17 protein-coding genes and 1 pseudogene are annotated in these 20649 nt (G+C 58.6%); 10 read left to right on the top strand and 8 right to left on the bottom strand.

All coding sequences use genetic code 11. From position 1 onward, the window contains the following. Positions 1–25 precede the first annotated feature (25 nt). The 7 genes from adh to FHT92_RS21885 all read left to right on the top strand — a co-directional run bounded on the left by adh (position 26) and on the right by FHT92_RS21885 (position 9080). Positions 26–1534 (top strand): aldehyde dehydrogenase, encoded by a 1509-nt coding sequence (gene adh / locus FHT92_RS21915; protein WP_183829259.1) that lies wholly within the window; start codon positions 26–28, stop codon positions 1532–1534. A 73-nt stretch (positions 1535–1607) separates the two neighbouring features. After that, positions 1608–2003, top strand: a complete 396-nt coding sequence (locus FHT92_RS21910) for a DUF779 domain-containing protein (protein ID WP_183829256.1) — start codon at positions 1608–1610, stop codon at positions 2001–2003. Positions 2004–2089: 86 nt separating this feature from the next. Beyond that, positions 2090–2686, top strand: coding sequence for a DJ-1/PfpI family protein (locus tag FHT92_RS21905; protein WP_183829254.1), 597 nt, complete (start codon positions 2090–2092; stop codon positions 2684–2686). 124 nt (positions 2687–2810) lie between these two features. Continuing rightward, entirely contained in the window at positions 2811–3161 is a 351-nt protein-coding gene (locus tag FHT92_RS21900) for a ribbon-helix-helix domain-containing protein (protein ID WP_183829251.1), read from the top strand. A gap of 173 nt (positions 3162–3334) precedes the next feature. Further along, positions 3335–4468 (top strand): calcium:proton antiporter, encoded by a 1134-nt coding sequence (locus FHT92_RS21895; protein WP_246735531.1) that lies wholly within the window; start codon positions 3335–3337, stop codon positions 4466–4468. Positions 4469–4671: 203 nt separating this feature from the next. Beyond that, entirely contained in the window at positions 4672–5871 is a 1200-nt protein-coding gene (locus FHT92_RS21890; protein ID WP_183829248.1) for an efflux RND transporter periplasmic adaptor subunit, read from the top strand. Between the two features lie 41 nt (positions 5872–5912). After that, positions 5913–9080: an efflux RND transporter permease subunit gene (locus FHT92_RS21885; RefSeq protein WP_183829245.1), complete on the top strand. Its 3168-nt coding sequence runs from the start codon at positions 5913–5915 to the stop codon at positions 9078–9080. Positions 9081–9194: 114 nt separating this feature from the next. Here FHT92_RS21885 and FHT92_RS21880 read toward each other — a convergent pair whose 3' ends face one another. From FHT92_RS21880 to FHT92_RS21865, 4 genes are all read right to left on the bottom strand, one after another. Beyond that, on the bottom strand, positions 9195–9524 hold the full coding sequence (locus tag FHT92_RS21880) for a hypothetical protein (protein ID WP_183748405.1): 330 nt from the start codon (positions 9522–9524) through the stop codon (positions 9195–9197). Next, complete coding sequence (locus FHT92_RS21875; RefSeq protein WP_183829242.1) at positions 9521–10309, bottom strand: DUF2092 domain-containing protein; 789 nt, start codon at positions 10307–10309, stop codon at positions 9521–9523. The genes FHT92_RS21880 and FHT92_RS21875 overlap by 4 nt, the downstream gene beginning before the upstream one ends. Before the next feature lie 154 nt (positions 10310–10463). Then, positions 10464–11264 carry a hypothetical protein gene (locus tag FHT92_RS21870; RefSeq protein ID WP_183829239.1) on the bottom strand — a complete coding sequence of 267 codons (801 nt, stop codon included), beginning with the start codon at positions 11262–11264 and terminating at the stop codon, positions 10464–10466. A gap of 384 nt (positions 11265–11648) precedes the next feature. Then, positions 11649–12473, bottom strand: coding sequence for a MerR family transcriptional regulator (locus FHT92_RS21865; protein WP_183829236.1), 825 nt, complete (start codon positions 12471–12473; stop codon positions 11649–11651). Positions 12474–12612: 139 nt separating this feature from the next. Between FHT92_RS21865 and FHT92_RS21860 the strand changes: the two genes are divergently transcribed. Both FHT92_RS21860 and FHT92_RS21855 read left to right on the top strand, forming a co-directional pair. Then, a complete protein-coding gene (locus tag FHT92_RS21860) occupies positions 12613–13893 on the top strand; it encodes a 4-aminobutyrate--2-oxoglutarate transaminase (RefSeq protein WP_183748397.1) in 1281 nt (426 codons plus the stop codon). A gap of 4 nt (positions 13894–13897) precedes the next feature. After that, positions 13898–15376, top strand: a complete 1479-nt coding sequence (locus FHT92_RS21855) for an NAD-dependent succinate-semialdehyde dehydrogenase (RefSeq protein WP_183829233.1) — start codon at positions 13898–13900, stop codon at positions 15374–15376. A 144-nt stretch (positions 15377–15520) separates the two neighbouring features. Here FHT92_RS21855 and FHT92_RS21850 read toward each other — a convergent pair whose 3' ends face one another. From FHT92_RS21850 to FHT92_RS21835, 4 genes are all read right to left on the bottom strand, one after another. Continuing rightward, positions 15521–16546, bottom strand: coding sequence for an ABC transporter permease (locus FHT92_RS21850; protein WP_183829230.1), 1026 nt, complete (start codon positions 16544–16546; stop codon positions 15521–15523). A gap of 42 nt (positions 16547–16588) precedes the next feature. Further along, complete coding sequence (locus FHT92_RS21845) at positions 16589–18130, bottom strand: sugar ABC transporter ATP-binding protein (protein WP_183829227.1); 1542 nt, start codon at positions 18128–18130, stop codon at positions 16589–16591. Between the two features lie 74 nt (positions 18131–18204). Then, positions 18205–19170 (bottom strand): sugar-binding protein, encoded by a 966-nt coding sequence (locus tag FHT92_RS21840; protein ID WP_183829224.1) that lies wholly within the window; start codon positions 19168–19170, stop codon positions 18205–18207. Between the two features lie 451 nt (positions 19171–19621). Further along, complete coding sequence (locus FHT92_RS21835) at positions 19622–20392, bottom strand: SDR family NAD(P)-dependent oxidoreductase (RefSeq protein WP_183829872.1); 771 nt, start codon at positions 20390–20392, stop codon at positions 19622–19624. 75 nt (positions 20393–20467) lie between these two features. On the opposite strand from FHT92_RS21835, the pseudogene FHT92_RS29100 reads away from it, so the two are divergent. Further along, positions 20468–20649, top strand: a pseudogene (locus FHT92_RS29100) (recombinase family protein); the annotation flags it as partial.

Below are 20649 nucleotides of genomic sequence, written 5' to 3'. Positions count from 1 at the left end.
AACCTGTTCATCAAGGGAGGATGACATGCTTCATCAGAAAATCGTCGAGTCGCCATATAAGCTGAGATACGGCAACTATATCGGCGGCGAATGGCGCGAGCCGATCGGCGGCAAATATTTCGACAACGTCACGCCAGTGACCGGCGGCAAGCTCTGCGAAATCCCGCGCTCCGACGAAAAGGACATCAATGCCGCGCTCGATGCCGCCCATGCCGCCAAGGAAAAATGGGGCCGCACCTCCACCACCGAGCGCTCCAACATCCTCATGAAGATCGCCCAGCGCATGGAAGACAAGCTGGAGCTTCTGGCCCAGGCCGAAACCTGGGACAACGGCAAGCCGATCCGCGAAACCATGGCGGCCGACATTCCGCTCGCCATCGACCACTTCCGCTATTTCGCTTCCTGCATCCGCGCCCAGGAAGGCACGATCGGCGAAATCGATCATGATACGGTTGCCTATCATTTCCATGAGCCGCTCGGCGTCGTCGGCCAGATCATTCCCTGGAATTTTCCGATCCTGATGGCCGCCTGGAAGCTGGCACCGGCCCTCGCCGCCGGCAACTGCGTCGTTATCAAGCCGGCCGAACAGACGCCCGCCTCTCTGCTTCTCTGGGCAGAAATCGTTGGCGATCTCCTGCCGCCCGGTGTGCTCAATATCGTCAACGGTTTTGGCCTCGAAGCCGGCAAACCGCTCGCATCCAGCCCGCGCATCGCCAAGATCGCCTTTACCGGCGAGACGACGACAGGTCGCCTCATCATGCAATATGCCAGCCAGAACCTCATTCCGGTCACGCTGGAACTCGGCGGCAAGTCGCCCAACATCTTCTTTGCCGATGTGGCAGCCGAAGACGACGATTTCTTCGACAAGGCGCTCGAAGGTTTCGCCATGTTCGCGCTAAACCAGGGGGAAGTCTGCACTTGCCCAAGCCGCGCTCTCGTCCAGGAATCGATCTACGACCGCTTTATGGAACGGGCCGTCAAGCGCGTCGAAGCCATTAAACAGGGCAACCCCCTCGACCCGGAAACGATGATCGGCGCTCAGGCGTCTACCGAGCAGATGGAAAAGATCCTCGCTTACCTCGATATCGGCAAGCAGGAAGGCGCACAGGTGCTGGCCGGTGGTTCGCGCAACGATCTCGGCGGCGAACTTTCCGAGGGCTATTACATCAAGCCAACCATCTTCAAGGGCCACAACAAGATGCGTGTGTTCCAGGAAGAAATCTTCGGCCCGGTCGTCTCCGTCACCACCTTCAAGGATGACAAGGAAGCGCTCGAGATCGCCAATGACACGCTCTACGGCCTCGGTGCCGGTATCTGGACGCGTGACGCCAATCGCGCCTATCGCTTCGGTCGGGAAATCCAGGCCGGCCGTGTGTGGACCAATTGCTACCACGCCTATCCGGCCCATGCCGCCTTTGGTGGCTACAAGCAGTCCGGCATCGGCCGTGAAACGCACAAGATGATGCTCGACCACTACCAGCAGACCAAGAACATGCTGGTCAGCTACAGCCCGAAGAAGCTTGGCTTCTTCTGAGAAGCAGTCGCTTGTGCTAATGTCGCGCCTCCTCCCTTCACGGGGAGGAGGCATTGTCTTGGAGGAGGCAATCATGGAACAGTTGGTCAATGGCGAACCGCGCGTGCTCGCAACCGATGCAGCACTCGATCTCATCGAGGAAATCCAGAGGGATTATCCTGATATCCTCTTCCATCAGTCCGGCGGCTGCTGCGATGGTTCTTCGCCCATGTGTTACCCGACGGATGATTTCATCGTTGGCGACCAGGATGTGAAACTCGGCGAGATTGGCGGCGTGCCCGTTTACATCAGCGCCAGCCAGTTCGAGGCCTGGAAACATACGCAGCTCGTCATCGACGTCGTACCCGGCCGCGGCGGGATGTTTTCGCTCGATAATGGTCGCGAGAAGCGCTTCCTGACCCGCTCGCGCGTGTTCGGCGGCGGCGAGGCCTGCACCATTCCCGACGTCTGGGCACGTGAGACGAGCTGATCGGCGGCTGCTGTAGTATTCCCATATTACCCGCGGTCCGCGATCCTTTGTTAAAGTCCATCTGTTGGTTTTTACGGGAGGAAAAAATGCCAGCTAGCAAGATCCTGATGATCACAGGCGATTTCACTGAAGATTACGAAACCATGGTGCCGTTCCAGACGCTGCTTGCCTGCGGCTACACGGTCCATGCCGTCTGCCCCGGCAAGACCGCCGGCCAGACGGTCGCCACCGCCATCCATGATTTCGAAGGCGACCAGACCTATTCGGAAAAGCGCGGCCATAACTTCGCACTGAACGCGACCTTCGAGAGCGTGCATGCCGAAGATTATGATGCACTCGTCATTCCAGGCGGCCGTGCGCCGGAATATCTCCGTCTCAACCCAGAGGTCATCAAGGCCGTCAGGCATTTTTTCGATGCCAATAAGCCGGTCGCTGCCATCTGCCACGGCGCCCAGCTTCTGGCGGCTGCCGGTGTCCTAGAAGGTCGTACCTGCTCGGCCTATCCCGCCTGCCGCCCGGAAGTCGAGCTCGCCGGCGGGACCTATGCCGATATAGCCATCACTGACGCGGTTTCCGATGGCAATCTCGTCACCGCACCGGCTTGGCCGGCTCATCCCTCGTGGCTGCGCCAGTTCATGACGGTGCTCGATGCGACAACAGTCCTGGAGACCAACGCCGCCTAAAGCATGTCGCGCAAAAGTGCGCAGCGATTTTGCAATAACGACATACAAAATCAAAGCCTTAAAGCGTTCCGAGCGAATCCTAAGGATCGCGACACGCTTTAAATGGACGGGCGCGAGGAACGCGATGTGCGAACTATTCATCAAAGCTGATGCCAGGCTCTGGGAAAGTACAACCCGGTCGCTGCGCATCGATGGCATGGTCACGAGCGTGCGGCTGGAGAATTTCTTCTGGTCGAAGCTGGAGGAAATTGCCGCCCGCGACGGCATGAACGTGGTTCAGCTGATCACCAGGCTGCATCACGAGTCGATCGACGCCGGCCATGACCTCGGCAACTTCACCTCGTTCCTCCGCGTCTGCTGCGCACGCTACCTGGACCTCCAGCTTGCCGGCGATATCCCCACAGATCTCTCGCGGCCGATCGCCGGCCTCAATGCGCCGGAAATTCTGGGGCGGGAGAAGCGGAAGTATCATTGAATTCCCCCTAAGCCGGGGCGGTGATTTTTAGATAGGCGGATTGCCCCTCTGCATGAGACAATCGCCTCGACCGCCATCAACCGCATTGCTCGGTTTGAACAGGCGGAGCGGAGCGGAGGGGAAGATGGCGGCGGTCGTAGCGCGACGGTACTTCATGGCCGGCGATGGTGCCGATGACTGACGGCTCCACATCGTACACCACCAGCATGGCGAGCCTGGCCCGTGAGGAATGGTTCCTTGGCGTCAGCATCGCGACCAGCCTGATTTTCCTCGCCTTCCGCGATCCGATCTTCGACCGGCTTTCCGAGCCGATCTGGTTCGTCATCATTCTTCTCTGGCTTTTTGCCGTCGTGCTGGGCTCTGCTCTTTCGGTCGTTCGCCATGCGGATCATCTGGCAGAGCAGCTCGAGGAGCCATACGGAACCCTCATCCTGACGCTTGCCATTACCTCGATCGAAGTGATGGCGATCTCAGCCGTCATGCTTCACGGGGAAAACAATCCGACGCTCGCCCGCGACACGCTGTTTGCCGTCGTGATGATCATCCTGAACGGCATGGTCGGGTTGTCGCTGCTCTTAGGCGCATGGCGGCGGGAAGACCAACAGCACAATCTGCACGGCGCCAATGCCTATCTCGGCGTTATCGTGCCCTTGGCGACCCTCAGCCTCGTCATGCCGACGTTTCTCGCCGGCCCGGATGGCCCGCATCCCTCGGCTCCGAGACAGATGTTTCTTGGCATCATCTCGATCGGCCTCTACAGCATATTTCTCCTGTTGCAGTCCGGCCGCCATCAGCGCTACTTCGCCGATGACGGCGACGATCATGAGCGGCACGCAGTCGGCATACGGCACCACCGGTCGGTATGGCATCATGCAGTGCTGCTGCTCGCCTATATGGGGCCGGTCGTCTTCCTGGTCGAACAGCTTGCCCTGCCGATCGACTATGTGATCGAAACCCTGCATGCACCGGCGGCATTTGGCGGTGTGATCATGGCGGTGCTTGTCGCGACACCCGAAGCCATCAGCGCCGTGCGTGCATCCGTAGCCAACCATCTGCAACGCGCCATCAACATCTTCCTCGGCTCGGTCCTGTCGACGATCGGCCTGACCGTGCCGGCCATGCTGGCAATCAGCCATTTTTACGGGCACCCCGTCACATTAGGGCTTCAGGGTCCGGATCTCGTCATGTTCGTGCTGACGCTCGCCGTCAGCATCATTACCTTTTCAAGTGGCCGCACCAACCTCATGCAGGGCGCGGTTCACCTGGTGCTATTTTTGGCTTACATACTGCTCATTACCCAGCAGTGAGTAGAAAAATGTCCAGGCTAGCCGCCGTCCGGGCTATGCAGCCGTCAATCATTTAGACAAAGCTAAATTGCATGCCGCAAGCTATTGCAATTTCGGGCAATCCCGCGACATAGTACCGCATGCCTGAAACATCCGGCGGCTATAGGGATCGCCGCCAAGGCACGCATCAAGACCGGGGCAAATAGATCATCGGGGCAGCAAGCATGCATGAGGGATTGCATCGGGGCCTGCAGATTTCTGTGACACTCATCGGTATGGCAGCGCTCGCTGCCTGCGATGGAAGCAGCAATGCCTACGTCCCGCCTCCGCCGCCGGCCGTCCGTGTTGCGCAACCAGTCCAGGAGCCCGTCACCCTCTATTTCGAACTCACGGGCAATACTGCGCCGCTGAACTCGGTCGATATCGAAGCGCGCGTCCAAGGTTACCTTCAATCGATCGATTATCAGGACGGCACGACGGTAACGAAAGGAACCAAGCTCTTCGGGATCGAGCGCGACACCTATCAGGCCCAGCTTGATCAGGCCAAGGCATCCCTCGCATCGCAACAGGCATCCCAGGTCGGCGCCAAGCAGGAGTACGATCGTCAGCTCAATCTGATGAAGCAGCAGGTCACGACGCAGACGGCCGTCGACAGCGCCAAGGCGACGCTCGATGAAGCCAATGCGCAAATCCTCAATGCGCAGGCCAATGTCGAACTTGCAACGATCAATCTTGGCTATACCGAAGTCATTGCACCGTTCGATGGCACGGTGACCGACCACCTTGTCGATATCGGCACGCTCGTCGGTGTCTCAGGCCCAACCAAGCTCGCCAGCATTGTCCAGACGGACCCGATCTATGCCTATTTCAACGTCAGCGAAACCCAGGTGCTGCTGATCAAGGATATGTTGAGAAAGCAGGGGCGCACCTTCAAGCAGACGGATCTGCCGAGCATCCCAACTGAACTCGGCCTGCAATCCGAAGAAGGCTACCCGCATAAGGGACACCTGGACTACGTCTCGCCGCAACTCGATGCATCGACCGGCACGCTTCAGGTGCGGGCTCTGTTCGACAACAAGGACAAGGCCCTGTTGCCCGGCTTCTTCGTGCGCGTTCGCGTACCGATCCGCCAGAATGAGAAGGCATTGCTTGTGCGCGACGATGCGATCGCAACCAGCCAGCTCGGCAGCTATCTGCTCGTGCTCGGCAAGGATGACACCGTCGAACAGAAACAGGTCAAGACTGGCCAGCGCGAAGGCGCCCTCCGCGTCATCGAATCCGGCCTCGGTCCGGCTGACTGGGTCGTCATCCAGGGCATCCAGCAGGCAATCCCCGGCGGCAAGGTCGCACCGGAGAAAATCGATATGAAAACGCAGCCGGCAGAAGCCGGCGCCGATGCAAAGGCCACAACGACGACGCAGTAAAATCCGCCACCCGCTTCATCTGAAGGTCCAAGGACAACAGCATGATCTCGCGCTTCTTCATCGAACGGCCGGTGCTCGCCAATGTTCTGGCATTGGTCTTTGTTCTCATCGGCGCGGTGGCTCTTTTCCAACTGCCGGTGGCGCAATATCCTGATGTCGTTCCGCCGACAGTACAGGTTACGACCCGCTTTCCGGGCGCCAGCGCCAAGACACTTGTCGATACGGTCGCCCTGCCGATCGAGCAGCAGGTCAACGGCGTACAGGACATGCTCTACATGCAGTCCACCAGCGCAAGCGACGGAACCTACTCGCTGACCGTGACCTTCGCCATCGGCACCGATCCCGACCAGGCACAGGTCCTGGTGCAAAACCGTGTTGCGATCGCCATGTCGTCGCTTCCGCAGTCTGTGCAGGTTCAAGGCGTCAGCACTCAGAAGAAATCGACCGCGATCCTCGGCTTCGTCAGCCTGACTTCGCCTGATAGCCGCTATGACAGCCTGTTCCTCTCCAATTATGCGGTCATCAACCTGCAGAACGAGCTTGCCCGCTTGCCCGGCGTCGGCAACGTCACGGTCTTCGGCGCCGGCCAATATGCCATGCGCATCTGGATGGATCCAAACCTGCTGCAGGCCCGCGGGCTCACGCCGCAGGATATCGTCAATGTCGTGCAGCAGCAGAGCCAGGAGGTCACGGCCGGCCAGATCGGCATTCCGCCGGTTCCCCAGGGGCAGACATTCCAATACACACTGAACATCAATGGCCGGCTGAACGATGCTGTCGACTACGAAAACATCATCGTCAAAGTGGATAGCGCGGACGGCGGCCGGGTAACGCGCATCCGCGATATCGGCCGGGTCGAACTGGGTGCGCAGACCTATAGCCAGACCTTCACGCAGAATGGCAGACCAGCTGCGGGCATCGGTATCTCCCAATTGCCGGAAGCAAACGCCATTGCTGTGGCCCAGGCAGTCGATGCAAAGATGGCGGAACTGGCGAAGGCCTTCCCGCCGGGCCTCGAATATCATCTCCCCTTCGACACGACGAAATTCGTCAAGGCGTCGATCAACGAAGTCTATGTCACGCTGATCGAGGCAGGCGTTCTCGTTCTCATCGTCATTCTGCTGTTTCTGCAGGACTGGCGAGCCATGCTCGTGCCGGCGACAACAGTTCCCGTCACCATCATCGGCGCCTTTGCCGCGATGGCCGCCATGGGCTTTACCGTCAACCTCTCCACTCTGTTCGCAATCGTCCTAGCCATCGGCATCGTCGTCGATGACGCCATTGTCATTGTCGAGGGTGTCGCGAGACATATCGAGGCGGGCATGTCCGGCAGGCAGGCGGCCGAAAAGGCGATGGACGAACTGCTCGGCCCCGTTATCGGCATTACGCTGGTACTGATGGCCGTCTTCATTCCGGCCGCCTTCCTGCCGGGGCTGACAGGCCAGCTTTACCGGCAGTTCGCTCTGGTCATTGCCGCAACGGCGCTGATCAGCGCCATCAATGCTGTGACGCTGAAACCGACGCAATGCGCCCTCTGGCTGCGCACGCCGGTGCCTCCCGAGAAGCGGAACTTCGTCTATCGCGGCTTCAACCGAATTTACGACTGGGGCGAACGCGGATACGTCCGGCTGATCGGTTCGATGACGCGCCACGCCACGGTCATGGTTATTCTGGCGCTGGCGCTGATGGGCGTCGCTGTCTGGGGCCTCACGCGCGTGCCGACTGCATTCCTGCCGATCGAGGATCAGGGCTACGTGCTGATCGGCGCTCAACTGCCTGATGGCGCTTCCAAGGAGCGCACTGACGCTGTCATGGCGGAGGTCGGCAAGATCGCCCAGGCGACACCGGGCGTCGATCAGGTCCTGACGATCAGTGGCATATCCGTTCTCGACAACAATGCCAGCCTGCAGAATGCCGGCGTTGCTTATGTCGTGCTGAAAGACTGGGACGAAAGGCTTAAGGAAAAAGGTCAGGATCTCCTGTCCATCTACCAGCACCTTAATGGCGCGCTGCAAAGCGTACTGGTTGCGAAAACCTTGGTGATCGTACCGCCGCCGATCCAGGGCGTCGGCAATGCCAGCGGCTTTACGATGCAGGTGGAACTCAAAAACGGCGTATCCGACTACGCACTGTTGCAGTCTCTTACCGATACGATTGTGAAAAATGGCGAAGTCCAGTCATCCCTGCAAAGGCTGAGCACGTCGTTCCGCTCGAATGTGCCGCAGCTCGAAATCGTAGTCGACCGCATCAAGGCCGAGACGCTGGGCGTCACGGTCGGACAGGTTTTCTCTGCGCTGTCGGGCTATGTCGGATCGAGTTACGTGACACAGTTCAACAAGTTTGGCCGCACGTTCCAGGTCTACGCCCAGGCATCTCCGGAATTCCGCGTCAGCCCCGGCGATATCCGCAATCTGGAGGTCAAGGCCGGCGATGGCACCATGGTGCCGCTCGGAACCGTTGTCGATATCAAACCGATGCAAGGCCCTTCACTGATCAGCCTCTACAACCTCTACCCGTCAGCAACCATCGTCGGCGGACCTGCCGCCGGCTTCAGCTCCGGCCAGGCACTCGACGTCATGGAGCAGATCGCCGACCAGACCTTGCCAACAGGAACCGGCTATGAGTGGACGGCGCTCTCCTATCAGGAAAAGGCGGTCGGCGGACAGATCTACTATATCTTCGCGCTCGGCATGCTGCTCGTCTATTTCGTGCTTGCGGGTCAATATGAAAGCTGGATCCTGCCGCTTGCCGTGCTGCTGGCCGTCCCGCTTGCTCTGCTCGGCACCGTCGGCGCGTTGATGGCGGCGGGCGTCGCCAACAATCTCTACACCCAGATCGGCCTGATCCTTTTGATCGCGCTGGCATCGAAGAACGCCATCCTGATCGTCGAATATGCGCGTGAAAAGCGTGAGGAAGGCATGGAAATACTGGACGCTGCGGTCGAAGCGGCCCGCCTGCGTTTCCGCCCGATCCTCATGACATCCTTCGCCTTCATTCTCGGCGTCCTGCCGCTTGTCCTCGCGACGGGAGCCGGCGCATCTGCCCGCAAGTCGATCGGCATCTCGGTCTTCAGCGGCATGATCGCATCGACCTGCCTTGCCGTTTTGTTCGTTCCTTCATTCTACGTCGTGCTGCAGCGCCTTGAGGAATTCAGAAGGCGCCGCAGCAAAACCCCTGCGGTCGCAGAAGCAGAGATGAGGGTGCAATAGGCAATTCCAGCAAAGCGTGCAGCGGTTTGTGTCCGGAATTGCGTAAAAAACAAAGAGATAGAGCAGTTCTGGGATTCGAAGGAAAACGGAAATGCTCTCGCCTCGCATGCGAACTTATTGCACGATCACCTGAATATAAACGCCGCCGCTCTTGGCGTAATACAAGCCGCCGCAGCGGTAGTAATAACCACCATAATAAGCACCGTAGACGCAACCGGCGGGCAGCACCGCAATGGTGGTCGCCGTTCGGCGGACAACCCGGCGCGTCGTGCGACGGGCAACGCCGGCGTAGGACAGCGGCGTCAGGGGCCGACCGATGACAGCGCCCGCCGGTGTGGCGAAGCCGATCGACACCGGCAGCGGACCTTGCCCTTCCATGCGAAAATCCGTGAAGGTCATCGCGCCGGCAAGGCAGAGGGCGAAAAAGAGCGTGCTGCGGGTCATTGCATCTCTCCTGTGACAGCAGGCGCCGGAAGCTCGTCGATCGATTGAAGTTCGCTCAGATCCACGGTCTTGGCATTGGCAGGAACGTCGATGTCGTAGGACGTGGCGCCAACGGCCGCTCCGCTTTTGAAGTCACTGATCTCAAGCGTATATTGCGGCGCCTGGACGACTTGTTTACTCGTGATCACATAACGCCGAGGTATCGGCTGCGGTCCCGTCTGTATCCAGATCTGCCAGTCGATTTCCGGCGTTCGAAAGGCCAGATATTCGCATTCCACACCGTCGACGAAGGCGCTGGAAATGTGCTTCGCCTCGGTTACATCGGTCATTAGCGTATCGAAGACATGCGACGAGAGAAGATCGGCGCCAGGCGCTTCCACGCCCGCATTGGCGAGCCGGTCGATCAGGTCATCGAGCGAACCCTTGCCGTCAATCTTCGCATAGGCATCGAGGTTCTTCCCATACACCGTCAGTTTCGAACCATCGAAGCTGACATCGATATCGGCAAAACCACCGGTTCTCGTAACACGCAGTTTGTCAGGCCGAGTGATATTGGCCGTACCCGAACTGACGAATTGCAGCTTCTCGAAGTCCGGCGTCACTGCCTCGAGCGATGACTGGTAGTTGAAGGATATTGTCTTCTGTGCCACCAGGAAATCAGACATGGCCTTCAGAAGATCTTTTGCATCATCTGCCCATGCACGGGTTGGCAGAACGAGACCGGCGGCAACAGCGGAATAGGCCAGTATTCGTTTCAATCGCGATAGATGAGAAGTCGATGACATGGCAACTGCCTTTCATTTGTGTCGTCATTGAATTCATCGAATGCGGAGATTTCGGATGTCCCGCGGCAACAGCGGAACGGCTGTCTGGAGCCGTCAGAAGAATGCCTGACGGCTCAGGCATTCTTGGCGGAAGTGGATAGGATTTGGAAAGTCGCTAGAGCCCCGAGGTCAGCACCCTATGGCAAGCCGGCGACACGCGCTGCAGATTGTCCCGCAGGCACGAGATGACCCGACCGCCACCGATTGGCACCATCCGGCAGAAAGCCCGGAAATCAGGCCCGCAGGTCTCACGCACGATCATCACTTCCTCACGCGGAGAGAAGACAGGCATGGCGGCCGGTCGAGTTACCGGCGGTACGGCAGCTGTTGCAGCACCCGCACCGGCAGCGGGCGCGCCTGGTGCACCGATGGCCGCAATGGCCTGCTGACAGGGCGCCGACAGGCGGGCATTATGCTGCTGCAGGCAGGAGAGTGCCGCAGCACCTCCCGGGGCCACGCCGGAGCATTGCGCCATGAAATCGGAGCGGCAGGCTGACTTGACGGCATCACGCTGCGCCTCGGTCGGTTGAGCCGCCGCCTGAGCGCCAGTTGCCGGTGCCGGCGTCGCCGCACCTGTCGTGACAGGCGCCGCTTGAGATGGCTCTGCAGCTGTCGATTTCGGCTTGGCGGTGATCGCTGATACCGCTTTGCGGCAGGCAGCGGAGAGAGTGGACTCGTGTTGCTGCAGGCAATTCAGCGCCTCGATGCCTCCCGGCTGCACACCGGTGCATTGTGCGATGAAATCGGAGCGGCATGCTGCCCGGACCTCGCTGCGCTGCTCTTCGGTGGGTGCCTGCGCGACAGCAATCCCTGCAAAAAGACTGGCTGCGCAGAAGAGACTCGATACCGACAGCCCCAACGGAAGCCAACGCCTCTTGCGCCGTGTTGCCGATTGAGAAGATGCATATTTTCGCATTGTTCCCTCCCTGGAAAGTTTATCGATTTACGGCATGAATACTCCGGCTGAACGAGACAGCAGACCTGGAAAGACCAATAGAAATGCGTGCGCGGAAGCCTAAAGCACCACACGGAATTACTTTAGCACATTCGAAATTTAGAAAGTAGACGCGGATATCAAGATAATGGTTAGCCCGCTATGCTTACACCGTGCCTGCCGGATTTCGAGATGTCATGGCACCGCGACAGGATTTACATCTCAGTCGTCAATGATGAACGCAATGCGGTGAACCCGCGGAAGTTCCGATTGGCGGTGCTCAGGTCATCCGGAGCGAAGGCACGCTTACCGGCGCGTCCGAACAGGAATTTGCACATATCGACCCTGCGCTTGACCGAAAGCGACTTAAAATGTCGAAGGAGTGTTGATCCAGATCAGTGTCGTCTGACCATCGAAATTATTGCGCCACGAGTGCCACCGGCTGCTGTCGAAATAGAAGCTGTCGCCGGGACGCAACTCGTGAAATTGATCGCCATCGAGGATGATTTCCAGGCCACCTGTCAGCACATGGATGAATTCTTCGCCCTCATGCTGATAAGCACCTTCGCTGGATGCACCGGGCGCCAGATCGAAGCGGTGGCATTCCATCTGGTTGTTACCTTCGGCAAGAACCTGAATTGTTACGCCGGAAGCGGTGGTTGGCCAGGTCGTCCACTGGCCATCCCGCACCAATGATGCGCCCTGCCGAGATTTCCCCTGGCCGCTGAGGGTCGCGATCGTCGTACCCAGATACTGGGCCACATTATGGAGCGCCGTTAGAGAGATGCCTTGTGATGTTCGCTCGAAAGTGGAGAGAACAGATACCGTCGTGCCGGTCGATCGTGCCACCGTTTCCAAGGTTAGGCCGGCCTTCTTCCGCAGATGACGTACTTTCATACCGATGGGCAGGTCCGAGGCTTCGCGATCCTCTACTATTGGCATGATGGACTGGCGGTCCGCCGTGTTATCCAATGTGAGCGCCTGCTTGATCGCAGCTGGATTGAGGCCCTTTTCGCTTCGCAACCAACTGATGGTCTTCAACCGCTCTAAAAGGGCTCCATCATAAAGGCGCTGCCCCGAACGTGTACGGATGGGCTCGATCAACCCCTGTTGCTCCCACAGCCGTAGCGTGGAAGCCGATACCCCGGCCATGCGGGCGGCTTCGGCAATTTTGAGGTGGATGATGTCCATAAACCGGCGCTTCTGGTGATGCCTCTGGTCAACCTTCATAATTGCAAAAAGGTACGTTGAAAACCTACAGAAAAAATGTAGATAATATTTATAAGGCGATTACGCTCGTAAATGCGATAACTCAGGGGACCACACCATCATGCAGAATCTTGAAATTGCTTCGCGCCGCACGGACGCGATATCTCGCGGCGTCGGCGTCACCACACAGATTTACGCCGATAAGGCGCAAAATGCTGAGCTCTGGGATGTTGAAGGTCGCCGTTATATCGATTTTGCAGCGGGCATCGCCGTGGTCAACACCGGCCACCGGCATCCCAAAGTGATCGCTGCCGTCAAAGATCAGCTCGATCATTTCACCCACACCTGCCATCAGGTCGTACCCTACGAAAACTATGTGCGTCTGGCCGAGCGCCTGAACCATCTCGTCCCCGGGGATTTCAAGAAGAAGACCATCTTCGTCACAACAGGCGCGGAAGCCGTCGAGAATGCCGTCAAGATCGCCCGCGCGGCCACCAATCGCTCTGCAGTCATCGCCTTCACCGGCGGTTTCCACGGACGTACCTTCATGGGCATGTCGCTGACAGGAAAAGTCGTGCCTTACAAGAACGGCTTCGGCCCCATGGTGCCCGACGTCTTCCACGTTCCATTCCCGGTCGAACTGCACGGTCAGACCATCGAGGATTCCCTCGCCATTCTGGACAAGATGTTCAAGGCCGATGTCGATCCGAGCCGTGTCGCTGCCTTCATCGTCGAGCCGGTGCAGGGTGAAGGGGGCTTCTACGAAGTTCCGCGCACGTTCATGCAGAAGCTGCGGGAGATTGCCGATAAGCATGGGATTCTGCTGATTGCGGACGAAGTCCAGACCGGTTTTGCCCGCACGGGAAAACTGTTTGCCATGGAGCATTTCGGCGTCGTGGCCGACATCACCACAATGGCCAAGGGTCTTGGCGGCGGCTTCCCTATCGCAGCCGTTACGGGCCGCGCAGAGATCATGGACGCACCAGGCCCCGGTGGTCTCGGAGGCACCTATGGCGGCAACCCGATCGGCATTGCCGCAGGCAATGCCGTCCTGGACGTCATTGAGGAGGAAAACCTCAACGAACGGGCGACCTCGCTCGGCAATCGCCTGAAGCAGAAGCTTCAATCGCTGCGAGACGGCGTTCCGCAGATTGCCGATATTCGCGGGCCGGGTTTCATGAATGCCATCGAGTTCAACCTGCCCGGAACGAAAATGCCAAATGCGGATTTCACCAATAAGGTGCGTGAGCGCGCTTTGCAGAAGGGGCTGATTTTGCTGACCTGCGGTGTATACGGGAATGTGATCCGCTTCCTCGCGCCTATTACCATTGAAGACGATGTTTTCAACGAAGCGCTTTCCATTCTCGAAACGACGCTGCGTGAATGTGCTTCGGAGGCTTGATCCCATGACGATTTCGCAAAAACTCGTATCGATGCTCAAGGACCCGTCCCTTGCGACCGACAAGGCGCTGATTGCCGGCAAGTGGGTGGCTGTGAGCGATAGCGGCAAGACCTTCGACGTAATCAACCCCTCTACGGGTGAGTTGGTCGCGACCCTTCCCGACATGGGTCGCAAGGAGGCCGCGCGCTGCATCGAAGCGGCCTACAGGGCGCAGAAGCTCTGGGCCGCGAAGACCGGCAAGGAACGCGCGGCTGTTCTTCGCAAATTGTTCGACCTTCTGGTAGCAAATGCTGACGACCTCGCAGCCATTCTGACCATGGAAATGGGCAAGCCATTGGCCGAAGCGAAAGGCGAGATCCTCTACGGCGCTTCTTATGTGGAATGGTTCGGTGAAGAGGCCAAGCGCGTCTATGGCGACACCATCCCCGGCCATCAACAGGACAAGCGCATCATCATTCTTAAGCAACCGGTCGGCGTCGTGGCCTCTATCACGCCTTGGAACTTTCCCAATGCGATGCTGGCCCGCAAATTCGCTCCGGCCGTTGCCGCGGGATGTGCGATGGTGTCCAAACCGGCTGCGGAAACGCCGCTTTCTGCCTTAGCTCTCGCTGTTCTGGCAGAACGCGCTGGGTTGCCCGCCGGTATATTTAATATTGTTCTCTCGACGGATTCCTCGTCTGTCGGCAAGGAGTTCACGGAAAACGACAAGGTCCGCAAGCTGACATTCACCGGCTCCACCAATGTCGGCAAAATCCTCATGCGCCAGGGCGCGGACCAGATCATGAAGCTCGGTCTGGAACTGGGCGGCAACGCGCCCTTCATCGTGTTCGACGATGCGGATCTGGACGCCGCAGTAGAAGGCGCGATGGTTTCGAAATACCGCAACAACGGACAGACCTGTGTATGCGCCAACCGTTTCTACGTCCAGTCCGGCGTTTATGATGCTTTTGCGAAAAGACTCTCGGAAAAGGTTGCATCCATGAAGGTGGGCGACGGCTTCGAGGCAGGCGTCAACGCCGGACCGCTAATTACGCAAAAGGCTCTGGAAAAGGTCGAGGAGCACGTTTCCGACGCCGTATCGAAGGGTGCGGAAGTGGCACTTGGCGGCAAAAGGGACGCGCGCGGAGGGCTGTTCTTCCAGCCAACGGTGTTGACAGGCGTAACCACGAACATGAAGGTCGCCCGTGAGGAAACCTTCGGTCCTGTGGCGCCGCTCTTCGAGTTCGAAACAGAAGAAGACGTTATCGAAATGGCCAATAATACCGAATTTGGTCTGGCGTCTTATTTCTACTCGAAAGATATGTCGAAAATCTTCCGGGTAGCCGAAGCGCTGGAATACGGCATGGTAGGCATCAATACCGGCCTCATCTCCACGGAGGTCGCCCCCTTTGGCGGCATAAAGCAATCCGGCCAAGGTCGCGAGGGATCGAAATACGGCATCGAGGACTATCTCGAGATTAAGTATCTGTGCCTGAGCATTTAAGACTGTTGTTGATCACTTCACGCGTGAATGCTTGGCTCTGGTCGCCGACACATCCCTCTCAAGTTACCAACAAAAAAGCCCGCTTGTGGCGGGCTATTTTTGTTGCCTAGCGGCAAGCCTGATACACTGGTCTCATCCACCGAACTAGTCCTGGTTGGCAACCGCCGGCAATTTGCCTTCGTCCGAAGCACGAGCTTCGGTCTGCCGGGCGGCAGAAATGAGGCGGCGATGTGCGCGGATCGCATTCCATTGTTGGTCGACCAGCACGCCGATGAGGATTACGCCACCCATGACGGCGAAATTCAGCGACGAGGGGATACCAAGCAGATTCACGAGGTTCTGCAACTCCTGGAGCAGGACCGTTCCGAGCACGACGCCAACGATCGATCCCTCGCCGCCGCGGAGCGAAAAGCCGCCGAGTACGGCAGCGGCAATCGCGTAGAGTTCATAGAACTGGCCATGGCTGGCCGGGGAGATCGAGCGTGTATACATGGCAAAATAGATTGCCGCGAGCGCCGTAAGCAGTCCGCAGATGACATAGGCCGACATCACCATTCGGCCGGTGCGGATACCGGAATAGCGGGCCGCCTCCTCGTTCTTGCCGATTGCGTAAAGATAACGCCCGAAGACGGAGCGATGCAGCACCACCCACATGACCACGGAAATGATGACGAGCGCTATGAAGGTGTTGGGAACGCCGTAGAACCGTCCGGCGGTCATGAACTCGAGGTCCGGGAAATTTTGGCCGAACGCAAAACCCGCCGTTCCGTCGGCCGTATAGAAGCGCGCCGCCCCGCGATAGATAAGGAGGCCGCAGAGAGTGACGACGAAGGGTTGCAGGTTCAGCCGGGTGATCAGCCAGCCGTGAATGGCGCCTATGGCCGCGCCGAGCACTAAAATGAGTGGTAGCGCCAGCATCCATGGCATATCCTGGACCGCGATGAAATCGACAAACAGAACACCAAGAAGCGCGACGAGCGAACCCACGGAAAGTTCGATACCGCCTGTAATAATGATGTAGGCCTGGCCAATCGACAGGATGCCGAACAGACCGATCAGGTTGGCGGTATTCGCCAGATTGATCGGCAGCAGGAAGCGCGGATTGATGATGGCGACGACGATGCCGACGACGACGATCAAAAGCAGCAGTCCAAGATCTTTTTTGATCATTCGAGACCCATTCCCCGATACCTGATTATAGTGCCGCGGCGGCTATTTTACGCGTTTGCCGACAGCAAGCAAAAGGACGCTTTCCTGACTGAATTCGTCCTCATCGAGAATGCCGGCGATCTGGCCCTCATGCATGACGGCAATGCGGTCAGAAACGCCGATCACCTCTTCCATGTCGCTGGAGATCATCAGGATCGCGACACCGGCATCGGCAAGCGCCCGCATCAGGCCGTAGATCTCGTTCTTCGCGCCGATATCGATGCCGCGTGTCGGCTCGTCGAAGATCATCACCTTCGGACTCATCGACAGCCATTTGGCAAGCACCACTTTCTGCTGGTTGCCGCCGGACAGAGTGCCGGTTCGGCTCGAAACAGAGGGCGCCTTGATGCCGAGGCGAACGCGCTGCTTTTCGGCCGCCGCCGTCTCCCGCTCGGCGGAAAGCATGAAGCGGCTGGCGAGCGTGGGGAGATCGGCAAGGGTTATGTTCTGGGCGATAGGGAAATCAAGAAGAATGCCGTTACGCTTTCGATCCTCCGGCACCAAGAAAATGCCGCGAGCAACGGCCTCCCGCGCGGAACGGACTGCGATTTTCTGCCCGTCCTGCAGGATGACTCCGCCGTAACTGCGATCAATGCCAAAGAGCACTCTGGCAAGCTCGGTACGGCCGGACCCCACGAGACCGGCGAGCCCCAGGATTTCTCCATACCTGATTTCCAAATCAACCGGGCGGCTGGGATAGGCCTCGGTGCGCACGGCACTTATCTTCAGCGCAACTGAGCCGGGTGAGCGCTGCGGCTTTGCGGTACGGGCCGCAAGCATCCGGCCAATCATCAGCTTGACCATCTGGTCGTGGCCGATGTCCTTCTTGGCGAGCGTGCCCACAAGCGCGCCGTCACGAAGTACGATGACCCGGTCGGCTACGCGCTCAACCTCGTGGAGCCGATGCGAGATGAAAATAACGCTGATGCCATCCGCCTTCAGCAATTTAATGATGTTGAGCAGCCGCTCGGTTTCAGCCAGCGGCAGGCTGGAAGTGGGTTCGTCGAAGATGACGAGCCTCGCGTTGATGGACAGCGCCTTGGCGATTTCCACCATCTGCTGCTCGGCCAGCGAAAGCGACGCCACGGGTGTGTCGGCGGAAAAATGCGCGCCCACGCGCCTCAAGAGCGGCTTCACCATGTCCCTTAGTCGATCGCGATCGACGAGCTTAAGAGGTCCCGCCTTCAGCGGTTCGCGCCCTAGGAAGATATTGGCAGCGACGTCGAGATTCTCAAAGAGATTGAGTTCCTGATGTACGAAGGCGATGCCGGACGAGATGCTCGATTCCACAGTGAGGGAACGAAGTTCTGCCCCGTCGAGCAGGATCGTGCCCCGATCCGGTGCGACCACACCGCCGAGAATCTTCATCAGCGTCGATTTCCCAGCCCCGTTTTCGCCGACAAGGCCGATGACCTCGCCTGGCATGATGTCCATTGATAGGCCCTCGAGCGCAACGACACCTGGATAGGTCTTGCCAACACCGGAAAGCGAAAGGAATGGCGTTCCGGGCACGCCCTGCGGAGGGATATCGAAACTATGGTTCATCGGCTGTCCATGGCTACTGATGCTGTCGGCACGAATGCCTTTCGCGGCGGCGGTGAGTGCCGCCGCGAAAGAGGTTATTTTCCAGCCATGGCCTTCAAGTTGGCAGCATACTTGTCGACGTCATCCTTACCGATGATCACCGTCGGGATGATGATCAAGCCGTCGGCGGGAATGCCGGACTTGTCGCCCTTGAGGTAGGCGGCCATCAACTTCATGCCTTGATAGGCCCATTCGAACGGCTGCTGCACGACGGTTGCCGCGATCGTGCCTTCCTTGACGCCGCCGAGCGTGATCGGATCGTCATCAAAGCCGACGACGGTGATCTGGCCGAGTTTGCCGGCGTCGCGCAACGCCTCATAGATGCGCGGTGTGTTGTAGGAGTAGAAGCCGACCATGCAGGTCAAGTCGGGGCTGGCCACCAACGCATCCTCTACGTTCTTCTTGGCGCGCGTCTGGTCTATGTCGTCACCGCGAACATCGACCAGCTCGATCTTGGTACCCTTGAGCCCCTCCTTCATCCCTTCGATGCGCTCGCGGGCGTTATCGGCGCCCAGCAGACCAACGAAGCCCATGCACTTACCACCGTCCGGCATTGCCTTCTTGGCGATTTCGGCGGCCTGTTTGCCGGCGTCGACGTTCGAAGAACCGATATAGGCCACGCGGTTGGTCTTCGGCGCATCGCTGTCGGTGGTGAAGAGAGCAGTCTGGGAGCCAATCTTGTTGAGGCCGTCCGTCTGGGTCTTGGGATCGACAGCGGAGACCATGATCCCCTTGACGCCGGCGCTGACGAGATCTTCCATGAGACGCTGCTGAATGGCGACGGCCGCCTGCTCAGGATATTTCAGTTCCATGTTGTAGTCTGGCATCTCGCCCTGCGCCTTCTTCACCCCCGCCTCGGCTGCTTTCCAGAAATCGGATGCTCCATTGACGACGAATGCGAGTGTCGGCTTGTCGGCGGCATGAGATGTAGCCATCGGTGCTGCACTCAGCATCAACGCGGCGAAAAACAAGGCTGCACTTTTCCGTTTCAGCTGTTTCATAATACTCCTCCCAAGGGCCGCTGTTGCGAGGGCCCGTTCGCGACTACGGCCGGCCGAATGCGCGCCCCTCCAAGGTCCGTCGCGAAGCGACGTGTGGCACGTGTGCCGATCGCAACACGACGGTATACCAGAATCTAAATTAGTAAATAGTAATATTAATGCCGATCGAAACATGTCGATGCTGGGTCAAGTCCGCCCGCGGCGGCACTACTGCAAAAGCTTCGCATGTGGGAGGCTTTCAGCTGGATTTAGTTGTCGGGGGCCTGATCACACGTAGGCTGTTGGCTGCAAGCCTTGGACCGAAAGGAGATAATTTCCGCTTTGCGCCAGTGGGCGGGCACAGGCATTGTGCTCCAGTCAATACTGTTCGACGATCTTAGATCGCTTTCGCCTTTGCTGATGACGTTAGCGATCCGTCTTCATAAGACTATGCTGCAGGCGCGCCTCAGCCTCAGGCGACGGACCATCCACCGTCCACCAGCAGGTTCGCGCCGGTGATTAGGCCCGCGGCCGGTGATGCAAGGAAGACTACGGCACCCACCACATCGTCGGTTTCACCGATCCGGCCGAGCGGGATGTGACCGAGCGTCGCTTTGCGATTGTCGGCATCGGATAGGAAAGGTGCCGTACCATCGGTGTGGATGAACGTCGGCGATACGGTATTTACGGTGACATTGTAGCGTGCCCATTCGGCTGCGAGGCAGCGCGTAAGATGATTAATTGCCGCCTTGCTCATGCAATAGATTGCCTCGCCACGCAGTGCCACGGTACCGGCCTGTGAGCTGATGCTGATGATCCGGCCCCCATTGCGCTTGATCATCTGACGACCAACTGCCTGCGTCATCAGAAAGGTGCCCTTGATGTTGACATTGAGTATCTCGTCAAGGTCCTTCTCCTCAACGAGTTCCGCGAGATTGCCGGGAGCCACGCCGACGTTGTTGACGAGGATGTCGATCCGACCGAACGTGGCAAGCGCCGCATCGACGGCTTGGGCGATATGGGCCTTATTGGGAATGTCCAGTTCAACAGGAAGAACTTTTCGTCCCGCGCCTTCGAGTTCGGCAACCAGGCCCGCCGAGGCTGCGACATCACGGACTCCCAGAATAATATCGGAGCCCGCTGCGGCACAGGCAACTGCGCAAGCTCGACCGATGCCACGGCTCGCTCCCGTCACCAAAGTCACCTTGCCCGCAAGGCTGAAGTCCGGTGCGTTCTTCTGCATCATGATGCCTCCCTCAATGAAGCTCATTTATGCCAGCGTCGGCTTGCGGATGCCAGACGGGAATCGGCGCCGCTTATGGAGAAGCGGTTCGCGGCGTTGCGGCGGCACGACTATCTGGAGAAGCGTCGCGCTGGCGAACTTGAGACGGAGGCCCAAAAACAAAAGCTCCTCGAGGCTTACGCGGAGGAGCTTTTGTTGAAGCGACTTGAATGGCAAAATATTCAGGTGTCGGTGGTTGCGGGGTCAGGATTTGAACC

The organism is Rhizobium sp. BK377 (assembly GCF_014193935.1).
Lineage (GTDB): Bacteria > Pseudomonadota > Alphaproteobacteria > Rhizobiales > Rhizobiaceae > Rhizobium.
This window is presented reverse-complemented; position numbering and strand designations above follow the sequence as displayed.